Below are 26,249 nucleotides of genomic sequence, written 5' to 3'. Positions count from 1 at the left end.
GAGGCCGGCCCAGTCTCCACATAAACTCCATATTCCCCCCACAAACCCTCCACACACCGTTACCAGACTCTCCCCATCCAAACAGGGAGAGTCCCATGAACCGAAATCTGACCATAAAACTCGGGGCCATTGCCCTGCTGATTCTGTTGTTGCTGATCCCGTTGCTGATGATCAACGGCGTGATCCAGGACCGTCAGCAACTGCGTGACGGCGTGCTCGAAGACATCGCGCGCAGTTCCAGCTACAGCCAGCGTCTGAGCGGACCGTTGATGGTGGTGCCGTATCGCAAAGTGGTGCGCACCTGGAAGCTCAACGAGAAAACCAACGAGCGTTACCAGGAAGTCGGCGAAGAACGCGGTCGTTTGTATTTCCTGCCGGAGCGTTTCGAGCTCGACGGGCAGGTGCAGACCGAACTGCGTTCCCGGGGCATTTACGAGGCGCGGCTGTTTCACGCCGACAACCGCATCAGCGGGCACTTTTCGGTTCCGGCACAACTGGGCATCAAGGAAGACTTCGCCGACTACCAGTTCGATCAGCCGTTCCTCGCGGTCGGGATCAGCGACATTCGTGGCATCGAGAATGCGCTGAAACTGGAGCTCAATGACCTGCGCCTGGATTTCGTACCGGGCAGCCAGGTGGGCTGGCTGGGTGAGGGCGTGCATGTGACGTTGCCGGCGCTGAACACCAGGCAAGCCACGGAGCTGGCCTTCGGTTTCGACCTGCGTTTGCAAGGCACCGGTCAACTGCAAATTCTCCCGGTGGGCAAGACCAGCAAAGTCTCGCTGGCCGCCAACTGGCCGCATCCGAGCTTCATCGGCAACTATCTGCCGGCCCAGCGCGAAGTCTCTGATCAGGGCTTCACGGCCAACTGGCAGACAACGTTCTTCTCCACCAACCTGCAAGAAGCCCTGAGCAGTTGCGTAGCCGGCAACGACTGTGACGCGTTCAACGGCCGCAGCTTTGGTGTGAGCTTCATCGATCCGGTGGACCAGTATTTGAAAAGCGATCGGGCCATCAAATATGCACTGCTGTTCATCGTTCTGACTTTCGCCGGTTTCTTCCTCTTCGAAGTCCTGAAAAACCTGGCGGTGCACCCGGTGCAATACGCGTTGGTCGGCGTGGCGCTGGCGTTCTTCTACCTGTTGTTGCTGTCATTGTCCGAACACATCGGCTTTGCACTGGCGTATCTATTGTCGGCGAGCGGATGTGTGTTGTTGATCGGCTTTTATGTCTGCCACGTGCTGCGCAGCGTGCGCCATGGCTTGAGTTTTTCGGCGGGATTGGCGGCGTTGTATGGTCTGCTCTATGGCTTGTTGAGTGCCGAGGATTACGCGTTGCTGATGGGCTCGTTGCTGCTGTTCGGCTTGCTGGGTGTGTTCATGGTGCTGACCCGCAAACTGGATTGGTACGGGATCGGGCAGAAAGCAGCCAAGCCGCTGGAATTTGATATCGGGGTGGTGGAATGAGCCGGTCGTTGGGGTTGCGTGAGGATCAGCAGGAGGGGGAGGTGTTGGCGACGCTGGTATGTGGCTTGTTTCCGGTAGATCCGGTGTGGTGCATTCGCGAGCAAGTCCGCTCCCACAAGGGCTCTCTAGTGAACACAAAATGTATGTTCACCACAGATCAACATGTGGGAGCGGCGGTGCGACGATTCGACTTGCTCGCGAAGAGGCCGGTCCAGTCAGTGCAAATCTAGACCTTAGGCATCGTCACCACCATCGAAGGCCGCTGACTCACCTCGAAATACCACGCGGCTAATTGCGGATTCGACTCGCGCCATTCCAGATCCGGATGGCGCAGGTCGAGGTAACCCAGCGCACACGCCACGCTGATCGCCGCGACATCGAAATGGCTGGTCAGCTCGGCAATCGCGTCTTTTTCCAGCAGCGCCAAGGCGCGGCGAATCTTGTCGCGCTGGCCATCGAGCCATTCGTCCCAGTGTTTTTCCGGGGCGCGCAGGGCGACTTCATAACGAACCAACACCGCAGCGTCCATGATCCCGTCGGCCAGGGAGGCCAGGGTCAGGCGCCGCCAGCGGGCCGAGCCTTCACGGGGGATCAGCGGGTTGCCGACGTGCTGGTGGTCGAGGTAATCGAGGATCACCCGGCTGTCGTGAATGACGTTGCCGTCAGCCAGGCGCAGGGCCGGGATTTTGCTCAGCGGGTTGTCATGGGTAAGCGGCAGGTCCGGGGCGACCGGGGTCAGCACACAGTTTTGCAGGGCGACGCGGTCTTGCTGACCGGTTTCGTGCAGCAGCACCATGACTTTGCGAACGAAAGGTGACAGCGGATTGTGGTAGAGGGTCATGCTCGGGGCGGACATGGCAGTGTCTCGGTCGGTGGACAGTGTCGGGAGCATAGCGCGTGGATCACGCAACTTGTAGGAGCCGGCTTGCTGGCGATGGCATCGACTCGGTTTTTCAGATGCACCGGGGTGATGCCATCGCCAGCAAGCCGGCTCCTACAGGTTGGGTGTTGTCAGCGGCGTTGCAGCAGGCCGCGCAGGGCGAGGATTGCGGGAACACCCAGGCCCAGCCAGCTCAGGGCATCCCAAACGCCATCCCCCAGCAACGCGGCAAACAACCCCGCCGCGCTGAGCAAGGCGATGACGACGGGCGTTGCGAAGACCTTCCAGAAGTTTGACTGTCGGGGTGTCATGCCACGCTCTCCGCTTTCTCCAGTACGGGTTTTGCCGCCTTGCGCCGTACCATCCACAGGTAAACCCCGCTGCCGAGCACGATGATGGTCAGTACATCCAGCGTCGCCCAGAGGATTTTCATCGGCATGCCGCCGTAATCGCCGAAGTGCAGCGGCTGCGACATGCCCATGGCGTCCATGTACCAAGGCCGTTCAGCCACGGCGGTGACTTGCAATGTACTGGCGTCGATCAGCACCGGTGTCAGCAAGTGCGATGTCAGGTGCGTGCTGCCCTTCATGAACACCGCGTAATGGTGTTCGCTGGAAAACCGCGTGCCGGGGAAGGCAATAAAGTCCGGCTGCATGCCGGGCGCGACTTCCTTGGCGATGTCGAGCAAGCGGGTGGCCGGCGCCAGTTGTGTCAGGGCGGGGGCGTCGCGGTACGGCGCGACCATCGCACTCAGGCTGTCGTTGCGCCACGCGGCGATCAGCAGGTCGGCGCAAGCACTGATGACGCCGGTCACGCCAACCACCAGCGCCCAGGTCAGGGTGACCACACCGATCAGGTTGTGCAGGTCGAGCCAGCGCAGGCGAGTGGATTTGTCCTGGCGCACGGTGGCGAATTTCAAGCGGCGCATGAACGGCAGGTACAGCACCGATCCGGAAATAATGGCCACGACAAACATCAGTCCCATGAACGCCAGCAACAGCTTGCCCGGCAGGCCGGCAAACATGTCCACGTGCAAGCGCAGCATGACCATCATGAAGCCGCCGTTGGCCGACGGCATCTCCAGCGCTTCGCCGGTGCGGGCGTCGAGCATGAAGGTGTGGGACGAATTCGGTTCGGTACCGGCGGTGGCGGCCATGATCGTGATCGCGGCGTCGGGTTCGTCTTCGTCGAAGCCGAAATACTGCATGACTTCACCGGGACGATGTTTTTCCGCGGCCTGCACCAACTGCTGCAAATTCAGCTTCGGGGTGTCGGCCGGCATTGCTTTCAGCTCGGCGGCATCGCCCAGCAGGTGGTCGATCTCGTGATGGAAGATCAGGGGCAAGCCGGTCAGCGCCAGCATCAGCAGGAAGACCGTGCAGATCAGGCTGGTCCAGGTGTGGACGAAGGACCAGCGACGAATTGTTTTGCTTTTCATTTCTCAGCCTTCAGAAATACCAAAGCCGTCCACGAAGGACGGCCTGATTACAGCGCGTATCCAATCAAGCGTTTACCACTTGTACGTGGCACTGGCGACGACACTGCGCAGGTCGCCGTAATAGCAGTAAAAGCCGTCACAGGTAGAGATGTAATCCTTGTTGAGCAGGTTGGTCGCGTTCACGGCCAGCGAGGCACCTTTCAAGCTGTTATCCAGGCGACCCAGGTCGTAATGAACCGCCGCGTCGAACACGGTATAGGCATCCGCCTTGCCCAGCGTGGTGTTGCCCTGGTCGCCGTAGGTATTGCCGGTGTAACGCGCGCCGGCACCAATGCCGAAGCCATCCAGCACGCCGTTGTGCCAGGTGTAATCGGTCCACAGCGAAGCCTGCTGGTTGGGCATCAGTTGCAGACGGTTGCCTTTGAAGTCGCCTTTTTGCACTTCGGACTTCGCCAGGGTGTAGGCGGCGATGATTTTCAGGTTGTCGGTGACGTCGGAGACCGCTTCCAACTCCAGGCCTTTGACTTTCACTTCACCGGTCTGGCTGGTGATCGGCACGTTGCCGACGGTGGTGGTGACGGAGACGTTTTTTTGGGTCAGGTCGTACACCGCAGCGCTCAGCAACGTGTTGCTGCCCGGCGGCTGGTACTTGATGCCCAGCTCCCACTGCTGGCCTTCGGTCGGCTTGAATGATTGAGTGGACGATGCGGTGGCATTGCTGGTGGGCTGGAACGACTCGGCGTAAGACAGGTAAGGCACGATGCCGTTGTCGAATACATAGCTGATCGCCGCGTTACCGCTGAATTTCTTGTCGCGCTCGGTGTTGGTGGCATCTTCCTTGAAGAACTTGGTGCCGGTGTGGACCCAGTCCTCACGGCCGCCCAGCGTCAGGCGCCATTGGTCGAGGGCCATCTGGTCCTGGACGTACAAACCGGTCTGATGGGTCTTCTGATCCTGGTCATAGAAGGCATCGGACCGTGCCGGGCGAGTGATCGGCAAACCATATTGCGGGGTGTTGACGTTGATGCCCGGCGCGGTCCCGAAGATCGACAGGTAGTTGGTGTTGTTGCGCTGGTGGTCCAGCCCGATCAGCAAGGTGTGACGGACATCACCGGTGGAAAAATCGCCCTGGAAGTTGTTGTCCACCGCGAACTGGCTGATGTCTTCCTCGACATTTGTCGTGCCGCGCCCCGTGTTGCCCTGATCGTCGACGACAAAACCGAACGCGGCAAACGCCGGGTTGTAGGCGTTGACGGTAATGGCCTGGAACGACAGGTCGGACTTGGTGTAGCGCAGGTTCTGACGGAACTGCCAGACATCGTTCAGGCGATGTTCGAAGGCGTAGCCCAGCGCGTAGTAAGTGCGGTCGTAGTACTCGTAGTTCGGATCTCCCAGGTTCTTGTGGTGGGAAATATCGCCGAACGGCATGTCGATTTTGGTGCCCTGGATCGAGTGGAACTGGCTGGTGATGCCGGTATCGTCACGGGTGAATTGCGTGAGCAGGGTGAATTTGGTGTCGTCGTCGATGTTCCAGGTCAGGCTCGGCGCGATGTTGTAGCGCTTGTTGTCGATGTGGTCGATCTGCGTGCCGCTGTCGCGAACCACGCCGCTGACGCCATAGAGGAACTGGCCTTCGTCGTCGATTTTGCCGGTGCTGGCGAAGTTGATCTGGCGATGATTGTCACTGCCGTATTGCACCTGGATTTCATTGCTCGACTCGGCGCTGGGACGACGGCTGACCATGTCCAGCAAACCGCCTGGCGGGGTCTGGCCGTACACGGATGAAGCCGGTCCGCGCAGCAGCGCGAGGCGGTCGAGGTTCCAGGTTTCCGGTTTCGGGTTGGCGTACACGCCTTTGGGCAGCGGCAAGCCGTCGAGGAACTGGGTCGGTTCAAAGCCGCGTACCCGCAGCCAGTCGGCGCGGGTGTCGCTGCCGAAACTGCTGGCGGTGATGCCCGGCATGTAACGCACAGCGTCATCGAGGCTGTGCACACTGCGGTCGTCCATTTGTTCGCGGGTGGCGATCGAAATCGAACGCGGCGCCTCAACCAGCGCGGTGTCGGTCTTGGTGCCGGCGGCGGTACGCTTGGCCAGGTAACCTGCCACCGGGCCCCAGGCGCTTTCAGTGTTTTCAACGCCGATGATGGCCGTTTCCGGCAACGCCATCATGCCCTCAGGTGCAGCGACCAGGCTGTAGGTGCCAGTGCTGCTCTGTTCCAGTTGCAGACCGGTGCCGGGCAGCGCGGCGCGCAAGGCACCCGCGGCATCATATTGGCCATTGACCGGTGCCGACGTCTTGCCCGCCGCCAACGCCGGATTCAGCGACAACGCGAGGCCGGACTGGCTGGCGATCTGGTTCAACGTGCTGGCCAATGGCGCGGCCGGCAGGTTGTAGGCGCGAACGCTGGACGCCTGTTCAGCTGCGATCAGTTGGCTGCTGGCCAGAGGGGTGCAAAAGGCAATGGCGACCGCCAGCAAACTGGGGCGCAACAAGGTGTCTAGCGAACGGGACATACGGCGGCTCCTGAAAGGGAATACTTCTCAATTGCCTAGGTGCCGAACGAAAAACCAAAAGTGATAGGGCTGGATGAAAATAATTTCGATTCAGCAATTGTGGTGAGGCTTGCCCGCGAAGGTGCCCGTTCAGACGACATCGTGCTCAGGGCTTGGCATCCGCCTTCGCCACCGTCACCCACCATTGTGTGTGCTGCTCGATCTGCACCGGTAAGGTCGGCAACAGGGCGCTCAACGCCAGATCGGTATCGTGCAACGGGAAACTGCCGGTGATCCGCAGGTCGGCAACCTCTGGCGCAACACCCAGATGCCCGCGGCGATAGCGCCCGAGTTCATGGACCAGATCCTCCAGGCGTGCGTTATCCACCACCAGCATGCCGCGGGTCCAGGCATCGGCACCGAGGTTGAGCGCGATGATCGGGCCCAGGCCATTGTTGCGCATCAACACTTGCTGGCCTTCGCGCAGAATCCGTTCTTCAACGCTCGACTCTGGATGGGCTGCCACGGCGGACTGCAGCACGCTCAGGCGCGTGCCTTCTTCTTCGCGCTTGACCAGGAACCGCGTGCCGAGTGCGCGCATGCTGCCTTCACGGGTTTCGACGATAAACGGCCGGGCATCGCCGTGGCCGGTTTCGACGAGGATTTCCCCGTCCTGAAGAATTACCCGGCGCTGCTTCTCATCAAAGCGCACGTCCACGGCACTGTGGGTGTTGAGGTTGATCACGGTGCCGTCGCTCAGGCGCAAGGTGCGTTGCTCGCCAGTGGCGGTGCGCTGATCGGCCAGCCAATAGTCGACCGGCAAATAACGTTCACCGGCGAACAGTGCCAAACCGATCACCGCCACGATGCTCGCCACGCCGCTGCCCAGCTTGCGCACACGTCGGCGAATGCTTTCACGCGATTGCAGCAACGCGGTGCGGGCCGGGCCGCTGGCCACGCTGAAACGCTGGTCGAGCATGCCCAACTGACGCCAGGCGCGGGCGTGTTCTTCGTGGGCGGCGTGCCATTTGGCGAACTCTTCGCGTTCCACCGGGTTGCCGGAGTCCAGCGACAATTGCCAGGCAATCGCCGCATCCAGCACCTGCGCCGAGACCGGTTTGGAACTGACCGCGCTCATACCGGCTCACCGTACAGCGCGATGTAGCACTGACGAATGCCCTGAGCCAGGTATTGACGCACTCGCGGCACTGAAACCCCCAGGCGCTGGGCGATTTCCATGTGGCCGAGGCCGTCGAGACGGTTGTAGAGAAACGCTGCCCGGGCTTTGCTGGAGAGTGTGCCGAGCAGGCGATCGATGTTTTTCAGGTCTTCGAGGATCAGTTGCTGTTCCTCCACCGACGGTTGCTCGCCTTCGGGGATCAGCATCAGCTCGGTGAGGTAAGCCTGTTCCAGCGCGGCACGCCGGAAATAGTCGAACAGCAAGCCCTTTGCGATCGCCACCAGAAACGCACGCGGCTCGCGTGGTTCATTCAGTTGATCACGGCCCAGCAACCGCACGAAGGTGTCCTGACTGAGGTCTTCGGCCCGTTGCGGGCAGGCGACATTGCGTCGAAGCCAGGCCAAAAGCCAGCTGCGGTGGTCGCGATACAACGCACCGACGAGCTCATTGTGGGGGCTTTGGACTGACGACACGCAGTATCACCGATTGGGAAGTGTTAACTAACGAGAATTATTCGCGATTGTGGCAGAGGCGGGGGAGGTAAGCAATTGGCCACTGGTCAGGTGGATTGAGGGCAGGTGGACCGCGTTATCGTTCTTCGCGGGCAAGCCATGCTCCTACAGGGTTTGCCCGCGAAGGCGTCAGAACAGGCACTAAAGATTTAGAAGGAAGGCACGCGCTGTCTGCGCTTCCACTGATTCACCCGCTGCTGCAAATTCAACGGGCTATGAATCTGCTGCTGCCGCGCCCGGCTGAACAGGATCAACGCCAGTTCCGCAGTCGCCAGCGCATCGGCACTGGCGTTGTGGCGCTCGAACACTTCGAGCTTGAACCAGTCGATCCATTCATCCAGCCCCGCCTCGCGGATATGCGCCTGCGGGCACAGCATCGGCGCGATGTCCGCCACATCAAGAAACGTATGCTGCAGCTTGTAACCCAGATGATCCTTCAACGCGCGCCCAAGCATGTGCTGATCAAACGGCGCATGAAACGCCAGCACCGGGCTGTCACCCACAAACTCCATGAACTCGAGCAAGGCCTGCGCCGGATCAGTGCCAGCAGCAATCGCACTCGGCCCCAAGCCGTGAATCAATACGCTGGGCGCCACTTTCATATCCGTGCATTGCAGGGTGCGTTCGAACTGCTGGCTGAAGTCTATAGCGCCGTCCTCGATCACCACCGCGCCAATGGACAGCACCCGATCCTTGTTCATATTCAACCCGGTGGTTTCCAGGTCCAGTACCACCCAGCGCTGTTCGCGCAGGCTGCATTCGCTCAGCTCGGCTGCCGTCGGCAAGTCTTTCAGACGTTGCTGCAAGTCGCCGGACAGCATCGGACCTGCCGGGCGCAACCACGAAAACAGGCTCATAGCTGATACCGCAGCGTCAGGCTGCTTTGCAGGCGTTGGGCCTGGCGCAGGGATTCGCGCAGGATGCGTCGGTCCAGATGATTGAGGCTGTCGGGATCTACCCGGTTGGAGTAGGGCAAATTCTCCCGGGTCTGTAGCTGATGTTGCTGCATGCGGGTTTGCTGGATGAAGTGATACGCCTCTTCGTACGCCGCACCGTCCAGCCGTTCGATAACCTCTTTTTCGACCAGTTGGCGAAAGCGCTCCAGCGTATTGTTGGTTTCGATGCCGTGGGCCAATGCGAGCAATCGGGCGCCATCGACAAAGGGCGTCAAGCCCTGGACTTTCAGGTCCAGCGTGGCTTTCTCGCCATTCTTGCGCGCCAGCACGAACTCGCGGAAACGGCCTACAGGCGGGCGGTTGCGCAGGGCGTTTTCGGCCATCATCCGCTGGAACAGCCGGTTGTCGGCGACCTGGTCGAGAATCCCGCGACGCAACTGCTCGCAGCTTTGCTCGTCGCCCCAGACCACGCGCAGGTCGAAATAGATGCTCGAACCCAGCAGGTTTTCCGGCGTCGCTTCACGAATAAACGCCGCAAAACGCCGCGCCCATTCGGCCCGGGACAAACACAGCTCGGGATTGCCAGCCATGATGTTGCCCTTGCACAGAGTGAAACCGCACAGCGCCAGGCTCTGGTTGATGTGTTGAGCGATGGGCAGCAACTTGCCGCGTATCTCGGCGGCGTGCGCCGCGTCCCGCGCTTCGAACAGAATGCCGTTGTCCTGATCGGTGTGCAGCGTTTGCTCACGGCGGCCTTCGCTGCCGAAACACAACCAGCTGAAGGGCACACCGGGGTCGCCTTTCTCGGCGAGGGTCAGTTCGATCACCCGGCATACGGTGTGGTCGTTGAGCAGGGTGATGATGTGGGTGATCTGGGTCGAGGACGCGCCGTGGGCCAGCATGCGCTCGACCAGTTGGCCGATTTCGCCGCGCATCGCCACCAGGTTTTCCACGCGCTGTGCGCTTCGGATGGTGCGCGCCAGGTGCACCAGATCCACCCGTTGCAGGGAAAACAGGTCACGTTCCGAGACCACGCCGCACAGGCGATGATCCTTGACCAGGCAAACGTGGGCGATATGCCGCTCGGTCATCGCAATCGCCGCATCGAAGGCACTGTGGTCCGGCGTCAGGAAAAACGGCGCACGGGTCATGTGCAATTCGATGGCTTCGTTGAAGTCGTTGGTACCTTCGGCCACCACGTGGCGCAGGTCGCGCAGGGTGAAAATCCCCAGCGGCGCTTTGTGTTCATCCACCACCACAATGCTGCCGACCTGCTGCTCGTGCATCAGGGTCACGGCTTCGCGCAAAGGCGTTGCCGGGCTGCATGTCACCGGATGGCGCATGGCCAATTCGCCAAGACGCGTGTTCAGCGAATACTGAGTGCCGAGGGTTTCCACGGCTTTTTGCTGGACTTGCTGGTTGACCTGATCCAGCAAACTGCTGACGCCGCGTAGGGCAAAGTCGCGAAACGCGTTGGAAAGTGCGAACAGTTTGATGAACGCCAGCTTGTTCAGTTGTAGGCAAAAAGTGTCTTCGGCTGCCAGATGTTCGGTGCGCGTCGCACGCTCACCCAGCAGCGCGGCGAGGGGAAAGCACTCGCCGGTGGCGATTTCGAAGGTGGTTTCGGTGCCGCCCTTGGCCGTGTGGGGGCGTTCACCCACGACGCGGCCCTGTTTGACGATGTAGAAATGTTCAACCGGGCCATCGGCGGGCTTGATGATGCTTTCGCCGGGCGCATAAAAACGCAGCTGACATTGTTCCACCAGGTACGCCAGGTGAGCGTGTTCCATTTGATTGAAGGGCGGGAAGCGCTGAAGGAATTGCAAAGTGCCCTGGATGTTTTGCAACACCGCGGTTTTCCCTGCCTGTGTGAAGGCGTCCGCTTTACTCATAACCATTACCGCAGTCTTTTTTCGAATTGTTGTTGTCGGATGACTCAGCCATGGTCGGCCCAGGAACGCAGGGTGCCCATTGGACGTAAGTCTAGGTCGGGCCTTCCGGTGATGAAATTTCGGAAATTCCTTACGCAATCGTAGGAAGAATCTATCCTTTCCCCTATAGGAAATAAATCCGACGAAGTGCACATTCAAGGTCTGCTTAGCGATGTCTCAGCACTGTGCTAGGGAATGAAATTGATTATTTAGAGAACGCTATGTCCGACCACGATATTTTGAGTGACGCCGAGCGCGAGGCGCTGAGTGCCGTCATGCTGGAGCCCGACCTGCCGCCACAACGGGTACTGATCGTCGATGACGATAAAGATGCGCGTGAGCTGCTGTCGGAAATCCTGGGTCTGGATGGCATTCGTTGCATGACCGCGGCCAGCGGTGAAACCGCACTCAAGATGTTGAGCGAGAAACCTTCGATCGGCCTGGTGATCACTGATCTGCGGATGGGCCATGTCGATGGTCTGGAGTTGGTCCGTCAGGTTCGAGAGTCAGTACGCGCAGCCATGCCCATCATCATCGTTTCAGGCGATGCCGACGTGAAGGACGCGATTGCTGCAATGCATTTGAGCGTGGTGGATTTCCTGCTCAAGCCGATTGATACCGCCAAACTGCTGGAACTGGTCAAGCATGAGTTGGGGATGGATGTGTGAATTGTTAAAGGATCAAAAGATCGCAGCCTTCGGCAGCTCCTACAGATGTACGCAATCCCAAGTAGGAGCTGCCGAAGGCTGCGATCTTTTGACTTCGCTTTAAAAAAAAAGCCCTGATCGGAAGATCAGGGCTTTTTCATGTCCGGCATCACCGCTCAGTTACAGGCCATTTGCAGCCTTGAACTCGCGACGACGACGATGCAGCACCGGCTCGGTGTAGCCGTTTGGCTGTTTGGTGCCCTCAACCACCAGTTCGACCGCCGCCTGGAAGGCGATATTGCTGTCGAAATCCGGTGCCAGCGGGCGGTACAGCGCGTCGTTGGCGTTCTGACGGTCAACCACCGGCGCCATGCGCTTGAGGCTTTCCATCACTTGCTCTTCGGTGACGATACCGTGACGCAGCCAGTTGGCGATGTGCTGGCTGGAAATCCGCAGCGTGGCGCGGTCTTCCATCAGGCCGACGTCGTTGATGTCCGGCACTTTCGAGCAGCCAACACCCTGGTCGATCCAGCGCACCACGTAACCGAGAATGCCCTGGGCGTTGTTGTCCAGTTCGTTCTTGATCTGTTCCGCGGTCCACTGCGGGTTTACCGCCAGCGGGATGGTCAGGATGTCATCCACCGAGGCGCGCGCACGTTTGGCCAGTTCGGCCTGGCGGGCGAACACATCGACCTTGTGGTAATGCAGCGCATGCAGCGCAGCCGCCGTTGGCGAAGGAACCCACGCGGTGTTGGCACCCGCCAGCGGGTGAGCGATTTTCTGTTCGAGCATCGCCGCCATCAGGTCGGGCATGGCCCACATGCCTTTACCGATCTGCGCGCGACCTTGCAGGCCGGTGCTCAAACCGATATCGACGTTCCAGTTCTCATAAGCGCCGATCCACTTCTCAGCCTTCATGTCCGCCTTGCGCACCATCGGGCCGGCTTCCATGGAGGTGTGGATTTCATCGCCCGTGCGGTCGAGGAAACCGGTGTTGATGAACACCACGCGCTCGCTGGCCGCCTTGATGCACGCCTTGAGGTTGACCGTGGTGCGGCGTTCCTCGTCCATGATCCCGACTTTCAAGGTGTTGCGCGGCAAGCCCAGTGCATCTTCGATGCGACCGAACAGCTCGTTGGTGAACGCGGCTTCATCCGGGCCGTGCATTTTCGGCTTCACGATGTAGACCGAACCGGTGCGGCTGTTCTTGCGCGAACTGTTGCCGTTGAGGCTGTGGATCGCCGCAAGGCTCGTCACCAGACCGTCGAGAATGCCTTCCGGCACTTCGTTGCCGTCTTTATCGAGGATCGCGTCGATGGTCATCAGGTGACCGACGTTGCGCACGAACAACAACGAACGACCGTGCAGGCTGAATTCCTTGCCATCAACGCCGGTGTAGGTGCGGTCGGCGTTCATGGTGCGGGTAAAAGTCTGACCGCCCTTGGAGACTTCTTCCGACAGGTCGCCCTTCATCAGGCCGAGCCAGTTGCGGTAGATCACCACTTTGTCATCGGCATCGACGGCAGCGACGGAGTCTTCGCAGTCCATGATGGTGGTCAGCGCGGCCTCCATCAGGATGTCTTTGACGCCGGCAGCGTCGGTCTGGCCGACCGGGGTGCTGGCGTCGACCTGGATTTCGAAGTGCAGGCCGTTGTTTTTCAGCAGGATTGCGGTGGGTGCCGCTGCATCGCCGTGGAAACCGATCAACTGAGCGTCGTTGCGCAAGCCGCTGTTGCTGCCGCCTTTGAGGGCGACCACCAGTTTGCCGTCAACGATCTTGTAGCCGGTGGAATCGACGTGGGAGCCGGCGGCCAATGGCGCGGCTTCGTCGAGGAAGGCGCGGGCGAAGGCAATCACCTTGTCGCCGCGAACCTTGTTGTAGCCTTTGCCTTTTTCCGCGCCGTCAGCTTCGCTGATCGCGTCGGTGCCGTAGAGCGCGTCGTACAGCGAGCCCCAGCGGGCGTTCGAGGCGTTGAGCGCGAAGCGGGCGTTCATCACCGGCACCACGAGCTGCGGGCCGGCCATGCGGGCGATTTCGTCATCGACGTTTTGCGTCGTTGCCTGGAAATCGGCCGCTTCTGGCAGCAGATAACCGATGTCTTGCAGGAAGGCTTTATAAGCCACGGCGTCGTGCGCCTGACCGGCACGCGCTTGGTGCCAGCCGTCGATACGAGCCTGGAAATCATCGCGTTTGGCGAGTAGGGCTTTGTTCTTCGGTGCCAGGTCGTGAATGACCTTGTCGGCACCGGCCCAGAATTTATCGGCGGTGAGGCCGGTTCCGGGAATGGCTTCGTTGTTCACGAAGTCGAACAGGACTTTGGCGACCTGCAGGCCACCGACTTGAACGTGTTCAGTCATTGCTTGCCTCACTCTGCTCAGCTATTTCGCTTTTCAGCTCTTCAAATTAACAATGAAGCCTCTGGCTATTTAAACCACAAACCCCTTCCACCAGTACATGCCATTTCGGGCGGCTGGGATGGAACCGATCAACGGCGTTGAGGCCTTGCTGATAGGGCTTTCAGGGCTGCGACCGCGCCTGTGGCAGACATCGATCCAACGTTATGTAGTGCGCGCTGCGGCATACTACATGATGAATTGCGGTTGTGAAAATTAGACTAATTACGTCGTTCTGCGACCCCGTGACGCATTGCAGTCACGTCGGGGATGGGGATGTTCTCAAAAAAGTATGAGATTGTTCCAGTTAAATATAAGAAGTTGTACACGATTTGTTGTCCGCTTCAGATTGGCGGTGCTCCGGATCGCTGGCAAGCCAGCTCCTACAAGGTTTGCGCAAGACCCTGGAGCTGGCTTGCCAGCGATGGCGCCAGACGAATCAACACAGGATCGCCCCTTGCCTATACTTCTCTTTCTACAACAAAAGAGGGCTGCGCCATGGACCACCTCGTACTCACTGTTTTCGCACCGGACAAACCTGGGCAGGTCGAGCGCATCGCCCAGTGCATTGCCGAGCACGGCGGCAACTGGCTTGAAAGCCGCATGTCACGCATGGCCGGGCAGTTTGCCGGGATTCTTCGGGTGGGCGTGCCGGCCGAAGCCTACGACGAATTGGTCGATGCCCTGCAGGCGTTGTCGGCCCATGGCATTCGCGTGTTGATTGCCGAAAGCGGCATCGAGCAATCTTGCACCTGGAAACCCATTGCCATGGAATTGGTAGGCAACGATCGTCCGGGGATCGTGCGCGACATCACGCGACTGTTGAGTGAGCAGGGGGTCAACCTGGAACGACTGGTGACTGAAGTGCGCCCGGCGCCGATGAGCAGCGAGCCGCTGTTCCACGCCGAAGCGATTCTCGCCGTGCCACTGACGCTTTCACTGGATGTGTTGCAGTCGCGCCTGGAAACCCTGGCGGACGATTTGATGGTGGAATTGGTCCTGCGCAGCGAACCCTGACAGGGTTATCCAAGTTATACGTGCACCTGCCTGTGGATAACCTGTAGAGACAGCCCGCCAGCCCAAGCCGGCCGGGCTTCTTCAACATCTGATCAAAAAACCATCAGTTTCAACAAGTTGCGCACAAACGCCGGGGATCACGCTGTGGATAACCTTGGGAAGGATCGATGCAGGCCACGAAATATGTGGCCTGCAGAGGTTCGTACGATTTTTGATCAGCTGCGTCGGCGCAAACTTATCCACGCATCGACGCTGTAAACCGCCAGCCCGGCCCAGATAAAGATAAACGCCACCAGTGTGCTTGACGACAAATGTTCGCCAAACAGCAGCACGGCTTGCAGCAGCACCAATGTCGGTGCCAGGTACTGGAGGAATCCCAGCGTGGTGTAGGGCAAATGCCGTGCGGCGGCGTTGAAACACACCAGCGGCACGAGGGTTACCGGCCCGGCGGCAACCAGCCACCAGGCTTCGGTCGTCGTCCAGAACTCGGGCTGAGCGCTCATGGCCGTCTGATTGAATAGCAGCCAGGCCAAGGCAATCGGGACCAGCATCCAGGTTTCCACCACCAGGCCGGGCAGGGCTTTGACCGGCGCCTGCTTGCGGATCAAACCGTAGAAGCCAAACGTCAGCGCCAGCACCAGCGACACCCACGGCAGACTGCCGACCTGCCATACCTGTTGCGCCACGCCGATCGCGGCCAGACCCACCGCGATCCACTGCATGCGCCGCAGCCGTTCGCCGAGGATCAACATCCCCAACAGCACGTTCACCAGCGGGTTGATGTAGTAACCGAGGCTGGCTTCGAGCATGCGCCCGTTGTTCACCGACCAGACGTACGTCAGCCAGTTGGCCGCGATCAGCGTGCCGCTCAGCGCGAGGATCGCCAGTCGTTTCGGGTTGTCACGCAGCTCGCGCCACCAGCCAGGATGCTTCCACACCATCAGTAGCAAGGCACCGAACAGCGCGGACCAGAGCACGCGGTGGATGATGATCTCCACGGCGGGCACGTTGGCGATGGCTTTGAAGTAGATCGGGAACAGGCCCCAGATGATGTAGGCACTCAGGCCCAGAATGTACCCGCGACGCGGGTTGGCGGCTTGCATGCAGAATCCTTGCTTAGGCAGCTAACAAAGGAGGGATTGTATAGATGTGTCAGGAGTTTTGTAGGAGCCGGCTTGCTGGCGATGCAGGCGCCTCGGTTTGTCAGCAATACCGAGGAGAGGCTATCGCCAGCAAGCCGGCTCCTACAGAGGTCAGAAGAGTTTGAGGGGTTCTTCGTTGAGCGCAGCCAATTGCTCGCGCAATGCCAACACCTGATCACCCCAATACCGCTCGGTCCCGAACCACGGAAAACTGTGCGGGAACGCCGGATCATCCCAACGACGCGCCAGCCACGCGCTGTAGTGCATCAGGCGCAACGCGCGCAGCGGTTCGATCAGCGCCAGTTCCCGCGGGTCGAAGTCGTGAAATTCGTTGTAGCCGTCCATCAGTTCCGACAACTGACCCAGGCATTCCTGACGGTCGCCGGCGAGCATCATCCAGATGTCCTGCACCGCCGGGCCCATGCGGCAATCGTCGAGGTCGACGATGTGGAACATCTCGTCGCGGCACATCATGTTGCCGGGGTGGCAATCGCCGTGCATGCGGATGTTCTGGTGTGGCGTGGTGTTGTAGACCTCTTCGACACGCTTGAGCAGGTCGCGGGCCACGGACTCGTAAGCCGGCAGCAGGCTTTTGGGGATGAAATTGCCTTCGAGCAGCGTCGTCAGCGAATCGTGACCGAAGTTCTTCACGCCCAGCGCCTCGCGGTGAGCAAAGGGTTTTGTCGAGCCCACGGCATGCAGGCGGCCGAGCAATTGGCCCAGGCGATACAACTGATCGAGATTGCCCGGCTCCGGAGCGCGCCCGCCACGGCGGGGGAACAGGGTGAAACGGAAACCTTTGTGTTCGTGCAGGCTGGCACCGTTGTGAATCATCGGCGCCACCACCGGCACGTCGCACTCGGCGAGTTCGAAGGTGAACTGGTGCTCTTCGAGAATCGCTTCGTTGGTCCAGCGCTGCGGGCGGTAGAACTTGGCGATCAGTGGCTCGGAGTCTTCGATGCCGACCTGATAGACGCGGTTCTCGTAGCTGTTGAGCGCCAGAATGCGCGCGTCACTGAGAAAGCCGATGCTTTCGACGGCATCGAGCACGAGGTCTGGGGTGAGGGTTGCAAACGGGTGGGCCATGCTGACTCCTGCGCGCAGCAGGCTGCCGCGTCCGGCCAAGCATGGTAGCGCAGACGGGCTGTCTTTAGTGTTTGAGGTTGAGATGAGTGTTGTTCGGGCTGACGCTTTCGCGAGCAAGCCCGCTCTCACATTTGACCGCATTCTTCTGGGCAATGTCGGTCAATGTGGGAGCGGGCTTGCTCGCGAAGGCGGCTAATCAGGCGCCGACGATCCCGCCATCCTCACGGGAAATCGCCATCACCGAAGACCGCGGCTTGCCATTCGGCAAATGCTCAGGGAACGTCGATCCACCGTTTTCCCCCGGATGCTGAATCCCGACAAACAGCGTCTTCTGATCCGGCGAGAAGCTGATCCCCGTCACCTCGCAGCCAATCGGCCCGACCATGAAGCGGCGGATCTCCCCGGTGACCGGGTCGGCGCAGAGCATCTGGTTATTGCCCATGCCGGCAAAATCACCGGCGTTGCTCGAGTCGCCATCGGTCAGGATCCACAAGCGCCCAGCCTTGTCGAAACCCAGGCCATCCGGGCTGTTGAACATATTCTGTGGCGTGATGTTCGACGAACCGCCTTTCGGCGTGCCAGCGTGGACGCCAGGGTTGCCAGCGACCACAAACAGATCCCAGGCAAAGCTTTTCGAACCGTGATCATCACGGTCGGTGCGCCAGCGCAGAATCTGCCCGTAAACGTTCTTCTCGCGCGGATTGGGCCCGCCCACCGGTTGACCGTCTTCACCGCGCTTGGCGTTGTTGGTCAGCGTGCAATAGACCTGGCCATCCTTGGGGCTGACAACGATCCACTCCGGACGGTCCATGCGCGTGGCTTTCACCACGGTAGCTGCGAGGCGCGCGTGAATCAGCACTTCGGCCTGATTGGCAAAACCGCTGCTGGCGTCGATACCGTTTTTGCCGTGGGTCAGTTCGATCCACTCGCCCTTGCCTTTCGGGTGATCGGCATTGCCGTCGCCCGCATCGAAGCGCGCCACGTACAAGGTGCCGTGGTCCAGCAGGTCACGATTGGCCTTCGGGTTTTTGTGGTTGATCTTGTCGCGGCTGACGAACTTGTAGATGAACTCTCCGCGCTCATCGTCGCCCATGTACACCACGGCGTGGCCGTCATGGGTTTCGGCCAGGGCAGCGTTTTCATGTTTGAAGCGGCCCAGTGCGGTGCGCTTGACGGGGGTCGACTGCGGATCGAACGGGTCGATTTCCACCACCCAGCCGTGACGGTTGAGTTCGTTGGGGTTTTTTGCCAGGTCGAAACGCTCGTCATGCGGGTGCCAGTTGATCTCTTTGCTGGCGGCCACTACGCCGTAGCGTTTCTGCGCGGCGTCGAACTTCTGCTCGGCATTGCTGCTGCCGAAGCAGTCGGTGAAGTTCTCTTCGCACGTCAGGTAAGTGCCCCACGGCGTCTTGCCGTTGGCGCAGTTCTGGAAGGTGCCGAGCACGTTCTTGCCATGCGGGTCGGCGCTGGTTTTCAACAGGTCATGGCCGGCAGCAGGGCCGCTGAGGCTGATCGGCGCGTTACCGTGAATGCGGCGGTTGTAGCGCGAACCTTGAACGAATTGCCATTGGCCGTTCTTGCGCTGCACTTCGATGACCGACACACCTTCGCAGGCCAGCGCCTTGCGCACTTCTTCCTTCGATTGCGGCATGCCGCCGTGTGGGTAGAGGTAGCGGTAGTTAGTGTATTCGTTGTTGATCGCCATCAGCGCCCGGTCTTTCTCACCCGGAAACTCGAACAGGCTCATGCCGTCATTGTTGTCGCCGAACTGCACTTCCTGCTGTTCTGCGCTGCCGTTACCGCTAGGGTCGAACGCCGGACCGTTCTTTTGCAACGGCTGGCCCCAGCTGATCAGCACCGAAGACTTGTAGCCAGGCGGCAGGGTAATGGCGTCGCTGGTAGCGGCGGGGATGCTGTCAAAGCCCAGCAGTTTGCTGGTGCCTGCGCTGACACTGGCCGCGAGCACGCTGCGGCTCAGCAGGTTGCCGCCCAGGAACATGGCTGCACCGCACAGGGCGCCCGCGCTGATGAAGCCACGACGGCTGAGGCCGACCATGTTTTCGAGGTCGGTGTTTTGGTTGTCTTCTAATAGGCTCACATCAGGCTCCCTGCGGGTTTTTGCAGTCACCTTAAAGAGCGTTAATGACGCTTGTGTTTCAGAGCGGTGTACCGAGCAAAACGTTTGATGGCGCAAATTGCACCCGTACCGGTTTATGGGTGGCGAGGCCGAGGGTTTTCAGGTGCAGCGGCTCGGCCAGTGCGCACAACGTCTGGCCATTGGGCAGGCCGATGCGCACTTCGCTGGGACCGTCTTCGGCGTCGAGGATTTCTTCGATGATGCCGGTCAGGTCATTGTGTCCGGGTGTTGCAGTGTCTTCGATGGCCAGCAGCTCGAGCCAACCCGCCTTGATGAGGGCGACGACTTCGGTGCCGGGCTCCAGATCCAGGCGCAAGGTGCTGTCGTGGGTGATCTGTGCATCGAGGGCCAGGCCTTCGGCCAGTTCAAGGCGAATCAGGTCATTGCGCCCCTGAGCTTCAATCGCCACGACCTTGCCGTGCAATTGATTGCGCGCGCTGGTTCTGAGCATCAGGCGGCCGAGCAGGTCCAGGTCGCTGGCGTCTTCGGCCGCTTCCAGCACCTGAGCCTGCAGCGTTTGCAGTTTTTGATACAGGCGCAATACGCGTTCGCCCTCGCTGGACAGCTTCGCGCCCCCACCGCCCTTGCCGCCGACACTGCGCTCCACCAGCGGTTTCTGCGCCAGGTTGTTCAACTCGTCGATGGCATCCCACGCGGCTTTGTAACTCAGCCCCGCACTTTTCGCGGCGCGGGTGATCGAGCCCTGTTCGGCGATGTGTTGCAGCAATGCGATGCGCTGCGGGCGACGGACAATGTGTTGGGACAACAATGTGGGCAATGACATGGCAGGCGCTTTGGCTGGTGACGATGGTGAGGACGTTGGCGGCTCGGGCTGCGGGAGTCAAGTCAGGTGCAATCTCTGTGGGAGCGGGCTTGCTCGCGATGAGGTCGCCACATTCAACATTGATGTGGCTGATAAACCGCCATCGCGAGCAAGCCCGCTCCCACAGGTTTTGTGTCTGGCTCAAGTCAGGCGATGTCGCCGGGTTTGGGCGTGCGCGCCAGGCAATAGACATCGACCCGCGAGGCGCCCGCCTCGATCAACAGGCGCGCCAGAGCCTGGGCGGTTGCGCCGGTGGTCAGCACGTCGTCGACCAGTGCCAGGTGACGCCCCTTGATCACCGCATCAGGCATCAGGGCGAAGGCGTTGCGCAGGTTCTTTTTGCGGGCTTCGGCCTTCAGGTCTTGTTGCGCACTGGTGTCTTGAATTCTCTTGAGTAGCTGTTCGTCGCAGGGGATATTCAGGCTCGCGCTCAACCAGCGAGCCAGCATTGCGGCCTGATTGAAACCCCGTTGACGCAGACGTCTGGTGGCGAGCGGAACCGGGACCAGCGCATCTGGCCGATCCAGCGCTTCATCGAAGCGATGTTGCAGGAAATGAGCGAGAAGTTCGCCAAGCAGGTTGCCAAATGGCCACTTGGCGCTGTGTTTGAAACGGGTGATCAGGCTGTCGACCGGAAAGCTGTAGGTCCACGGGGCGATCACGTGTTCGAAGGCGGGCGGTGCCATCAAACATTGGCCACAGGTCATGTCCGCCGCGGGCAAGGGCAGGGCGCAGGTCAGGCAGTGATCGCCGAGCCAGGGCAGGTCGGTTTCACACGCCGTGCAGATCGGCGTCGCTTCATCCGCCATCTCGTCGCAAAGCAGGCAGGATTGTTTGTTTTTTAACCAGATGTAAACCGGTCCTTTGTATCGTGGTTGACAGCGCATCGCTCTTCCTTAAATATGCCGAACATCCGTGTCGCGTCTGTGGGTATTCCATTCCCCAGTCGCTTGCCAAGCATAATCAAGGAAACACCCATGAGCGCCAGCACCTCTGCAACTCTGCGTCATGACTGGTCTTTGGCCGAAGTCAAAGCACTCTTCGTTCAGCCATTCAACGACCTGCTGTTCCAGGCGCAGACCGTGCACCGCGCCCATTTCGACGCCAACCGCGTCCAGGTTTCCACGCTGCTTTCGATCAAGACCGGCGCCTGCCCGGAAGATTGCAAATATTGTCCGCAGTCCGGTCACTACAACACCGGCCTGGAAAAAGAAAAACTGATGGAAGTGCAGAAGGTCCTCGAAGAGGCTGCCCGCGCCAAGGCCATCGGTTCGACCCGTTTCTGCATGGGCGCGGCGTGGAAACACCCGTCTGCCAAAGACATGCCGTACGTGCTGGAGATGGTCAAGGGCGTGAAAGCCATGGGCCTGGAAACCTGCATGACCCTCGGCCGTCTGGATCAGGACCAGACCGAAGCGCTGGCCAAGGCCGGGCTCGATTACTACAACCACAACCTCGACACCTCGCCCGAGTTCTACGGCAGCATCATCACTACCCGCACCTACAGCGAGCGCCTGCAGACCCTGGCCTACGTGCGTGATTCGGGGATGAAGATCTGCTCCGGCGGCATCCTCGGCATGGGCGAGTCCCTCGATGACCGTGCCAACCTGCTGATCCAGCTCGCCAACCTGCCGGAGCACCCGGAATCGGTGCCGATCAACATGCTGGTGAAAGTCGCCGGTACGCCGCTGGAAAACGCCGAAGACATCGACCCGTTCGATTTCATCCGCATGCTCGCCGTCGCGCGCATCCTGATGCCGCAATCCCACGTGCGCCTGTCCGCCGGCCGCGAAGCGATGAATGAGCAGATGCAGGCCCTGGCGTTCTTTGCCGGCGCGAACTCGATTTTCTACGGCGAAAAACTGCTGACCACCGCCAACCCGCAGGCTGACAAGGACATGCAACTGTTCTCACGCCTGGGGATCCTGCCGGAAGCGCGTGAAGAGCACGCCGATGAAGTGCATCAGGCGGCTATCGAACAGGCGCTGGTGGAGCAGAAGAGCAGCGAGCAGTTTTACAACGCTGCTGTTTGATCAACACCTGTAGGAGCCGGCTTGCTGGCGATGGCATCTCCTCGGTTGTTCAGACAGACCGCGGTGATGCCATCGCCAGCAAGCCGGCTCCTACAAATCTGACCTTTGAGGCCTGCATGTCTTTCGATCTCGCCGCACGCCTTGCTGCCCGTCGTGCCGAAAATCTCTACCGCCAACGTCCATTGCTCGAAAGCCCTCAAGGCCCGGAAGTGGTGGTCGATGGCCAGCCGTTGCTGGCGTTCTGCAACAATGACTACCTGGGCCTGGCCAATCATCCGCAAGTGATCGAGGCCTGGCGCGCCGGAGCGTCCCGTTGGGGCGTCGGTGGCGGCGCTTCGCATTTGGTCATTGGCCACAGCACGCCACATCATGAGCTGGAAGAGGCGTTGGCTGACTTGACTGGCCGCCCTCGTGCGCTGCTGTTTACCACTGGTTACATGGCCAACCTTGGCGCGGTGACCGCGTTGGTGGGGCAGGGCGATACGGTGCTCGAAGACCGCCTCAATCACGCCTCGTTGCTCGATGCCGGTCTGTTGTCAGGTGCGCGTTTCAATCGTTATCTGCACAACGACGCGGCGAGTCTGGCCAATCGTCTCGAGAAGGCCACCGGCAATACGCTGGTGGTCACCGACGGCGTGTTCAGCATGGACGGCGACATCGCCGACCTGCCGGCATTGGCCCGGGAAGCGAAGGCCAAAGGCGCGTGGCTGATGGTCGATGATGCGCACGGTTTTGGTCCGCTGGGCGCCAACGGTGGCGGGATCGTCGAGCATTTCGGCCTGAGCCAGGAAGACGTGCCGGTGCTGGTGGGCACCCTCGGCAAAGCTTTCGGCACTGCTGGCGCCTTTGTTGCCGGCAGCGAAGAACTGATCGAGAGTTTGATCCAGTTCGCTCGTCCGTACATTTACACCACCAGCCAACCGCCTGCCCTGGCCTGCGCGACGCTGAAAAGCCTGGAACTGCTGCGCACCGAGCACTGGCGTCGTGAACATCTGAACATCCTGATTAGTCAGTTCCGGCAAGGCGCCGAGCAGATCGGCCTGGAGTTGATGGACAGCTTCACGCCGATCCAGCCGATCATGATCGGCGATGCCGGGCGTGCGGTGCGCCTGTCGCAAATGCTGCGCGAACGTGGATTGATGGTGACCGCGATCCGCCCACCGACCGTGCCCGCCGGCAGCGCCCGACTTCGTGTGACCCTGACCGCCGCGCACAGCGAGGCGCAGGTGCAGCTATTGTTAAATGGACTGGCCGATTGTTTTGCACAACTGGGACCGGAGCCAAGCCATGCGTGATCGTCTGATTCTGCTACCTGGCTGGGGCCTCGGGATTTCGCCTCTGGAGCCTCTGGCGGCCGCATTGCAAGGGCTGGACGAACACCTGCGTGTCGAGATCGAGCCGCTGCCGGAGCTGGAATCCGGCGACCTTGAAGAATGGCTCGACGAACTCGACTCCACCGTGCCTCAGGACGCCTGGCTCGGCGGCTGGTCCCTCGGCGGCATGCTCGCTTCCGAGTTGGCGGCCCGACGCGGCGATCGGTGCTGCGGCTTGCTGACGTTGGCGAGCAATCCTTCGTTTGTCGCCCATGAGCAATGGCCGAGCGCGATGCCCGGCGAGACGTTCGACGCGTTTCTGGCCGGATGCAGTGCCGATCCGCGCATGACGCTGAAGCGCTTTTCGCTGCTCTGCGCTCAAGGCGCTGAAGACCCGCGCGGGTTGTCTCGGTTACTGCTTGGTGGCGCGCCCCACACCTCTGCTTCGGTATTGATGAGCGGCCTGGAGCTGCTTGCGCAACTGGATACCCGTCAGGCGTTGCAAGCATTCCGCGGCCCGCAACTGCATTTGTTCGCCGGTCTCGACGGGCTGGTGCCGGCCGAAGCGGCGGGGGATTTGCTGGCGTTGCTGCCGGACGTCGAAATCGGCCTGATTGAACAGGCCGGCCACGCGTTTCTTCTGGAAGACCCTCACGGTGTGGCGGGGGCGATCCAGGCCTTTTTGCATGAGTGCGGTGATGACTGACTTATCTCTCCCGCTTCCCCATCCAAAGCAGTCCGGCGGCTTGCCGGACAAGCGCCAGGTGGCTGCGTCCTTTTCCCGCGCGGCGGCCAGCTATGACAGCGTCGCCGAATTGCAGCGTGATGTCGGCAGCCAGTTGTTAAGCCGTTTGCCGGGTGATTTCGTGCCGGGTCGCTGGCTGGACCTGGGCTGTGGCACCGGGCATTTCAGTCGTGTGCTGGGTGAGCGTTTTCCTGTCGGTCACGGCGTGGCGCTGGACATCGCCGAAGGCATGCTCAATCACGCGCGCCCGTTGGGTGGGGCCACATATTTCATCGCCGGCGATGCAGAACGACTGCCCTTGCAGGATTCGACGTGCGACCTGATCTTCTCCAGTCTGGCGGTGCAGTGGTGCGCGGACTTCGCTTCGGTGCTCAGTGAAGCCCATCGTGTGCTGAAACCTGGCGGAAAGTTTGCATTTGCTAGTCTGTGCGTGGGCACGCTGTTTGAGCTGCGTGACAGTTGGCGGCAGGTGGATGGCATGGTGCACGTCAACCGCTTCCGCGAGTTCGGGGTTTATCAACAGCTGTGCGCGGCCAGCGGCTTGAAGGTCGCAAGTCTGCAAACCCGTCCTCACGTGCTGCATTACCCGGATGTGCGCAGCCTGACTCACGAACTCAAGGCGCTGGGTGCGCACAACCTGAATCCCGGACGGCCGGGCGGTTTGACCGGCCGGGCGCGGATTCTCGGCCTGGTCGAGGCTTACGAACAGTTTCGTCAGGCCGAAGGCCTGCCGGCGACTTATCAAGTGGTGTATGCCGTTTTGGAGAAACCCTTATGAGCGCAGCGTATTTCATCACCGGCACTGACACCGATGTCGGCAAGACCACTGTGGCGGCGGGCTTGCTGCATGCCGCACGGTCGGCGGGCCTGAGTACGGCGGCGGGGAAACCGGTTGCTTCAGGTTGCGACGTGACGCCCAAGGGTTTGCGCAACGCCGATGCGTTGGCGTTGCTGGCGGAATGCTCGGTGCCGCTGACGTATGCACAGGTCAATCCGGTGGCGTTCGAACCGGCAATCGCACCGCATCTGGCGGCACGCGAGGCGGGCGTGGCGTTGACGGTGCAATCCTTGTTGGCACCGATGCAGAAGATTCTGGAGATGCAGGCGGATTTCACCCTGATCGAAGGCGCCGGTGGCTGGCGCGTGCCGCTGGCGGATCAGGACAACCTGTCGGACCTGGCCATGGCGCTGAATCTGCCGGTGATTCTGGTGGTCGGCGTGCGGTTGGGTTGCATTAACCATGCGTTGCTGACAGCCGAGGCAATTGCGCAGGACGGTTTGCAACTGGCGGGTTGGGTGGCCAACATCATCGATGCCAAGACGGCGCGCCTTGAAGAAAACCTTGCCACGCTTGCCGAGCGGATTCCTGCGCCATGTCTGGGGCGAGTGCCGAAACTAAAGCTGGTGACAGCGGAGGCGGTGGCGGAACACCTTCAGCTGGATTTGCTGGACTGATCATTCAAGCAATGGTTTTACCTATGACAAGGCACTGTGCCATTAGTGTTTTTGTCGGGTGTTTTGCGCGTGCGTCTGTTTCAATGCCCGCTGTTGATCCTTTCCAGGACGAGTTCTCCCATGGAAATCTCAGGAAGTACCGCTTTTTATGCCGGTCTGAGCACTATTCAGACAGGGCAGAACCGTGTCGATCAGGCTTCCGGGCAGATCGCCAACACTACAATCGAGCGCTCGGTGACCAGTCAGTCTTCCGAGGTTCAGGTCGATCGCCTGCGTTCGGTCGATCGTAGCCAGCAGTCGGACCTGGCCAGCAACATGGTCGAGATGGAGCAGGGCAGGTTTCAGGTCGAGGCAGGCGTCAAAGTCGCCAAGGCTTCCGATGAAATGCTTGGTACGTTGATCGATACGTTCGCCTGATCATCCGCTGAATCAGTACATCCAACGCCGCGACCTCTCGCGGCGTTTTCGTGTGTAAGTCCTTCTCCCCAAACTAAACTTTCTTGTACGGCGTGTTGCCTGGGCAACGGCGCAGTGTGGTCGTACGTCCGGGATTTGCGTCGAGCGATGACGAACGGCAAAAGATCGACGCTTGACAAGATTTGGGCGTAAACGTATGTTTCAAACAACTGTTTGACCGTTACAACAAATCACCACGGTCGTT

Annotated in this window: 23 protein-coding genes; 9 read left to right on the top strand and 14 right to left on the bottom strand. The window is 60.4% G+C overall.

Annotated elements, in window-relative coordinates:
• Positions 1-95: 95 nt before the first annotated feature.
• Positions 96-1,466: a cell envelope integrity protein CreD gene (creD, locus tag PMI01S_RS06075; protein ID WP_084318441.1), complete on the top strand. Its 1,371-nt coding sequence runs from the start codon at positions 96-98 to the stop codon at positions 1,464-1,466.
• 226 nt (positions 1,467-1,692) lie between these two features.
• Here the strand turns inward: creD and PMI01S_RS06065 are convergent, their stop codons facing one another.
• The 8 genes from PMI01S_RS06065 to PMI01S_RS06030 all read right to left on the bottom strand — a co-directional run bounded on the left by PMI01S_RS06065 (position 1,693) and on the right by PMI01S_RS06030 (position 10,763).
• Positions 1,693-2,322, bottom strand: coding sequence for a glutathione S-transferase family protein (locus PMI01S_RS06065; protein WP_084318439.1), 630 nt, complete (start codon positions 2,320-2,322; stop codon positions 1,693-1,695).
• A gap of 155 nt (positions 2,323-2,477) precedes the next feature.
• Positions 2,478-2,657 carry a hypothetical protein gene (locus PMI01S_RS06060; RefSeq protein ID WP_084318438.1) on the bottom strand — a complete coding sequence of 60 codons (180 nt, stop codon included), beginning with the start codon at positions 2,655-2,657 and terminating at the stop codon, positions 2,478-2,480.
• Positions 2,654-3,784, bottom strand: a complete 1,131-nt coding sequence (locus PMI01S_RS06055) for a PepSY-associated TM helix domain-containing protein (RefSeq protein WP_084318437.1) — start codon at positions 3,782-3,784, stop codon at positions 2,654-2,656. The genes PMI01S_RS06060 and PMI01S_RS06055 overlap by 4 nt, the downstream gene beginning before the upstream one ends.
• Before the next feature lie 72 nt (positions 3,785-3,856).
• Complete coding sequence (locus PMI01S_RS06050; protein ID WP_084318436.1) at positions 3,857-6,298, bottom strand: TonB-dependent siderophore receptor; 2,442 nt, start codon at positions 6,296-6,298, stop codon at positions 3,857-3,859.
• Positions 6,299-6,443: 145 nt separating this feature from the next.
• The gene (locus PMI01S_RS06045; RefSeq protein ID WP_084318435.1) at positions 6,444-7,415 is read right to left on the bottom strand and encodes a FecR domain-containing protein; all 972 of its coding nucleotides are present in this window, start codon (positions 7,413-7,415) and stop codon (positions 6,444-6,446) included.
• Positions 7,412-7,930, bottom strand: a complete 519-nt coding sequence (locus PMI01S_RS06040) for an RNA polymerase sigma factor (RefSeq protein WP_084318434.1) — start codon at positions 7,928-7,930, stop codon at positions 7,412-7,414. The genes PMI01S_RS06045 and PMI01S_RS06040 overlap by 4 nt, the downstream gene beginning before the upstream one ends.
• A gap of 188 nt (positions 7,931-8,118) precedes the next feature.
• Positions 8,119-8,826: a 3'-5' exonuclease gene (locus tag PMI01S_RS06035; protein WP_084318433.1), complete on the bottom strand. Its 708-nt coding sequence runs from the start codon at positions 8,824-8,826 to the stop codon at positions 8,119-8,121.
• Positions 8,823-10,763, bottom strand: coding sequence for a putative nucleotidyltransferase substrate binding domain-containing protein (locus PMI01S_RS06030; RefSeq protein WP_084318432.1), 1,941 nt, complete (start codon positions 10,761-10,763; stop codon positions 8,823-8,825). Before PMI01S_RS06030 ends, PMI01S_RS06035 begins: the two co-directional genes overlap by 4 nt.
• A 254-nt stretch (positions 10,764-11,017) precedes the next feature.
• On the opposite strand from PMI01S_RS06030, the gene PMI01S_RS06025 reads away from it, so the two are divergent.
• On the top strand, positions 11,018-11,464 hold the full coding sequence (locus tag PMI01S_RS06025; protein WP_084318431.1) for a response regulator: 447 nt from the start codon (positions 11,018-11,020) through the stop codon (positions 11,462-11,464).
• A 159-nt stretch (positions 11,465-11,623) separates the two neighbouring features.
• On the opposite strand, the gene PMI01S_RS06020 is transcribed toward PMI01S_RS06025, so the two are convergent.
• Positions 11,624-13,801 carry a malate synthase G gene (locus PMI01S_RS06020; RefSeq protein WP_084318430.1) on the bottom strand — a complete coding sequence of 726 codons (2,178 nt, stop codon included), beginning with the start codon at positions 13,799-13,801 and terminating at the stop codon, positions 11,624-11,626.
• Positions 13,802-14,335: 534 nt separating this feature from the next.
• Here PMI01S_RS06020 and PMI01S_RS06015 point away from each other — a divergent pair.
• Complete coding sequence (locus PMI01S_RS06015; RefSeq protein ID WP_007947710.1) at positions 14,336-14,854, top strand: glycine cleavage system transcriptional repressor; 519 nt, start codon at positions 14,336-14,338, stop codon at positions 14,852-14,854.
• Positions 14,855-15,069: 215 nt separating this feature from the next.
• Here PMI01S_RS06015 and rarD read toward each other — a convergent pair whose 3' ends face one another.
• From rarD to PMI01S_RS05985, 5 genes are all read right to left on the bottom strand, one after another.
• Complete coding sequence (rarD, locus tag PMI01S_RS06010) at positions 15,070-15,957, bottom strand: EamA family transporter RarD (RefSeq protein WP_084318429.1); 888 nt, start codon at positions 15,955-15,957, stop codon at positions 15,070-15,072.
• Between the two features lie 150 nt (positions 15,958-16,107).
• A complete protein-coding gene (locus tag PMI01S_RS06005; protein ID WP_084318428.1) occupies positions 16,108-17,082 on the bottom strand; it encodes a serine/threonine protein kinase in 975 nt (324 codons plus the stop codon).
• Between the two features lie 196 nt (positions 17,083-17,278).
• Complete coding sequence (locus PMI01S_RS05995; protein WP_084318426.1) at positions 17,279-19,180, bottom strand: PhoX family protein; 1,902 nt, start codon at positions 19,178-19,180, stop codon at positions 17,279-17,281.
• A 58-nt stretch (positions 19,181-19,238) separates the two neighbouring features.
• Entirely contained in the window at positions 19,239-20,003 is a 765-nt protein-coding gene (locus PMI01S_RS05990) for a TOBE domain-containing protein (RefSeq protein ID WP_084318425.1), read from the bottom strand.
• 185 nt (positions 20,004-20,188) lie between these two features.
• A complete protein-coding gene (locus PMI01S_RS05985; RefSeq protein ID WP_084318424.1) occupies positions 20,189-20,929 on the bottom strand; it encodes a ComF family protein in 741 nt (246 codons plus the stop codon).
• 90 nt (positions 20,930-21,019) lie between these two features.
• On the opposite strand from PMI01S_RS05985, the gene bioB reads away from it, so the two are divergent.
• From bioB to PMI01S_RS05955, 6 genes are all read left to right on the top strand, one after another.
• Positions 21,020-22,075, top strand: a complete 1,056-nt coding sequence (gene bioB / locus PMI01S_RS05980; RefSeq protein ID WP_084318423.1) for a biotin synthase BioB — start codon at positions 21,020-21,022, stop codon at positions 22,073-22,075.
• 116 nt (positions 22,076-22,191) lie between these two features.
• A complete protein-coding gene (gene bioF / locus PMI01S_RS05975) occupies positions 22,192-23,370 on the top strand; it encodes an 8-amino-7-oxononanoate synthase (RefSeq protein WP_084318422.1) in 1,179 nt (392 codons plus the stop codon).
• Complete coding sequence (locus PMI01S_RS05970; protein ID WP_084318421.1) at positions 23,363-24,094, top strand: alpha/beta fold hydrolase; 732 nt, start codon at positions 23,363-23,365, stop codon at positions 24,092-24,094. The genes bioF and PMI01S_RS05970 overlap by 8 nt, the downstream gene beginning before the upstream one ends.
• Positions 24,087-24,911, top strand: coding sequence for a malonyl-ACP O-methyltransferase BioC (gene bioC, locus PMI01S_RS05965; RefSeq protein WP_084318420.1), 825 nt, complete (start codon positions 24,087-24,089; stop codon positions 24,909-24,911). The genes PMI01S_RS05970 and bioC overlap by 8 nt, the downstream gene beginning before the upstream one ends.
• Entirely contained in the window at positions 24,908-25,588 is a 681-nt protein-coding gene (gene bioD, locus PMI01S_RS05960; protein WP_084318419.1) for a dethiobiotin synthase, read from the top strand. The genes bioC and bioD overlap by 4 nt, the downstream gene beginning before the upstream one ends.
• A gap of 120 nt (positions 25,589-25,708) precedes the next feature.
• On the top strand, positions 25,709-26,005 hold the full coding sequence (locus PMI01S_RS05955; RefSeq protein ID WP_084318418.1) for a pyrroloquinoline quinone biosynthesis protein PqqE: 297 nt from the start codon (positions 25,709-25,711) through the stop codon (positions 26,003-26,005).
• Positions 26,006-26,249: the final 244 nt, after the last annotated feature.

Source organism: Pseudomonas migulae NBRC 103157 (assembly GCF_002091715.1).
Lineage (GTDB): Bacteria > Pseudomonadota > Gammaproteobacteria > Pseudomonadales > Pseudomonadaceae > Aquipseudomonas > Aquipseudomonas migulae_A.
This window is presented reverse-complemented; position numbering and strand designations above follow the sequence as displayed.

Bases quoted from the DNA above. Each gene is read 5' to 3' on its own strand.
- creD (WP_084318441.1), top strand. From the start codon at position 96: ATGAACCGAAATCTGACCATAAAACTCGGGGCCATTGCCCTGCTGATT.
- PMI01S_RS06065 (WP_084318439.1), bottom strand. From the start codon at position 2,322: ATGTCCGCCCCGAGCATGACCCTCTACCACAATCCGCTGTCACCTTTC.
- PMI01S_RS06060 (WP_084318438.1), bottom strand. From the start codon at position 2,657: ATGACACCCCGACAGTCAAACTTCTGGAAGGTCTTCGCAACGCCCGTC.
- PMI01S_RS06055 (WP_084318437.1), bottom strand. From the start codon at position 3,784: ATGAAAAGCAAAACAATTCGTCGCTGGTCCTTCGTCCACACCTGGACC.
- PMI01S_RS06050 (WP_084318436.1), bottom strand. From the start codon at position 6,298: ATGTCCCGTTCGCTAGACACCTTGTTGCGCCCCAGTTTGCTGGCGGTC.
- PMI01S_RS06045 (WP_084318435.1), bottom strand. From the start codon at position 7,415: ATGAGCGCGGTCAGTTCCAAACCGGTCTCGGCGCAGGTGCTGGATGCG.
- PMI01S_RS06035 (WP_084318433.1), bottom strand. From the start codon at position 8,826: ATGAGCCTGTTTTCGTGGTTGCGCCCGGCAGGTCCGATGCTGTCCGGC.
- PMI01S_RS06030 (WP_084318432.1), bottom strand. From the start codon at position 10,763: ATGGTTATGAGTAAAGCGGACGCCTTCACACAGGCAGGGAAAACCGCG.
- PMI01S_RS06025 (WP_084318431.1), top strand. From the start codon at position 11,018: ATGTCCGACCACGATATTTTGAGTGACGCCGAGCGCGAGGCGCTGAGT.
- PMI01S_RS06020 (WP_084318430.1), bottom strand. From the start codon at position 13,801: ATGACTGAACACGTTCAAGTCGGTGGCCTGCAGGTCGCCAAAGTCCTG.
- PMI01S_RS06015 (WP_007947710.1), top strand. From the start codon at position 14,336: ATGGACCACCTCGTACTCACTGTTTTCGCACCGGACAAACCTGGGCAG.
- rarD (WP_084318429.1), bottom strand. From the start codon at position 15,957: ATGCAAGCCGCCAACCCGCGTCGCGGGTACATTCTGGGCCTGAGTGCC.
- PMI01S_RS06005 (WP_084318428.1), bottom strand. From the start codon at position 17,082: ATGGCCCACCCGTTTGCAACCCTCACCCCAGACCTCGTGCTCGATGCC.
- PMI01S_RS05990 (WP_084318425.1), bottom strand. From the start codon at position 20,003: ATGTCATTGCCCACATTGTTGTCCCAACACATTGTCCGTCGCCCGCAG.
- PMI01S_RS05985 (WP_084318424.1), bottom strand. From the start codon at position 20,929: ATGCGCTGTCAACCACGATACAAAGGACCGGTTTACATCTGGTTAAAA.
- bioB (WP_084318423.1), top strand. From the start codon at position 21,020: ATGAGCGCCAGCACCTCTGCAACTCTGCGTCATGACTGGTCTTTGGCC.
- bioF (WP_084318422.1), top strand. From the start codon at position 22,192: ATGTCTTTCGATCTCGCCGCACGCCTTGCTGCCCGTCGTGCCGAAAAT.
- PMI01S_RS05970 (WP_084318421.1), top strand. From the start codon at position 23,363: ATGCGTGATCGTCTGATTCTGCTACCTGGCTGGGGCCTCGGGATTTCG.
- bioC (WP_084318420.1), top strand. From the start codon at position 24,087: ATGACTGACTTATCTCTCCCGCTTCCCCATCCAAAGCAGTCCGGCGGC.
- bioD (WP_084318419.1), top strand. From the start codon at position 24,908: ATGAGCGCAGCGTATTTCATCACCGGCACTGACACCGATGTCGGCAAG.
- PMI01S_RS05955 (WP_084318418.1), top strand. From the start codon at position 25,709: ATGGAAATCTCAGGAAGTACCGCTTTTTATGCCGGTCTGAGCACTATT.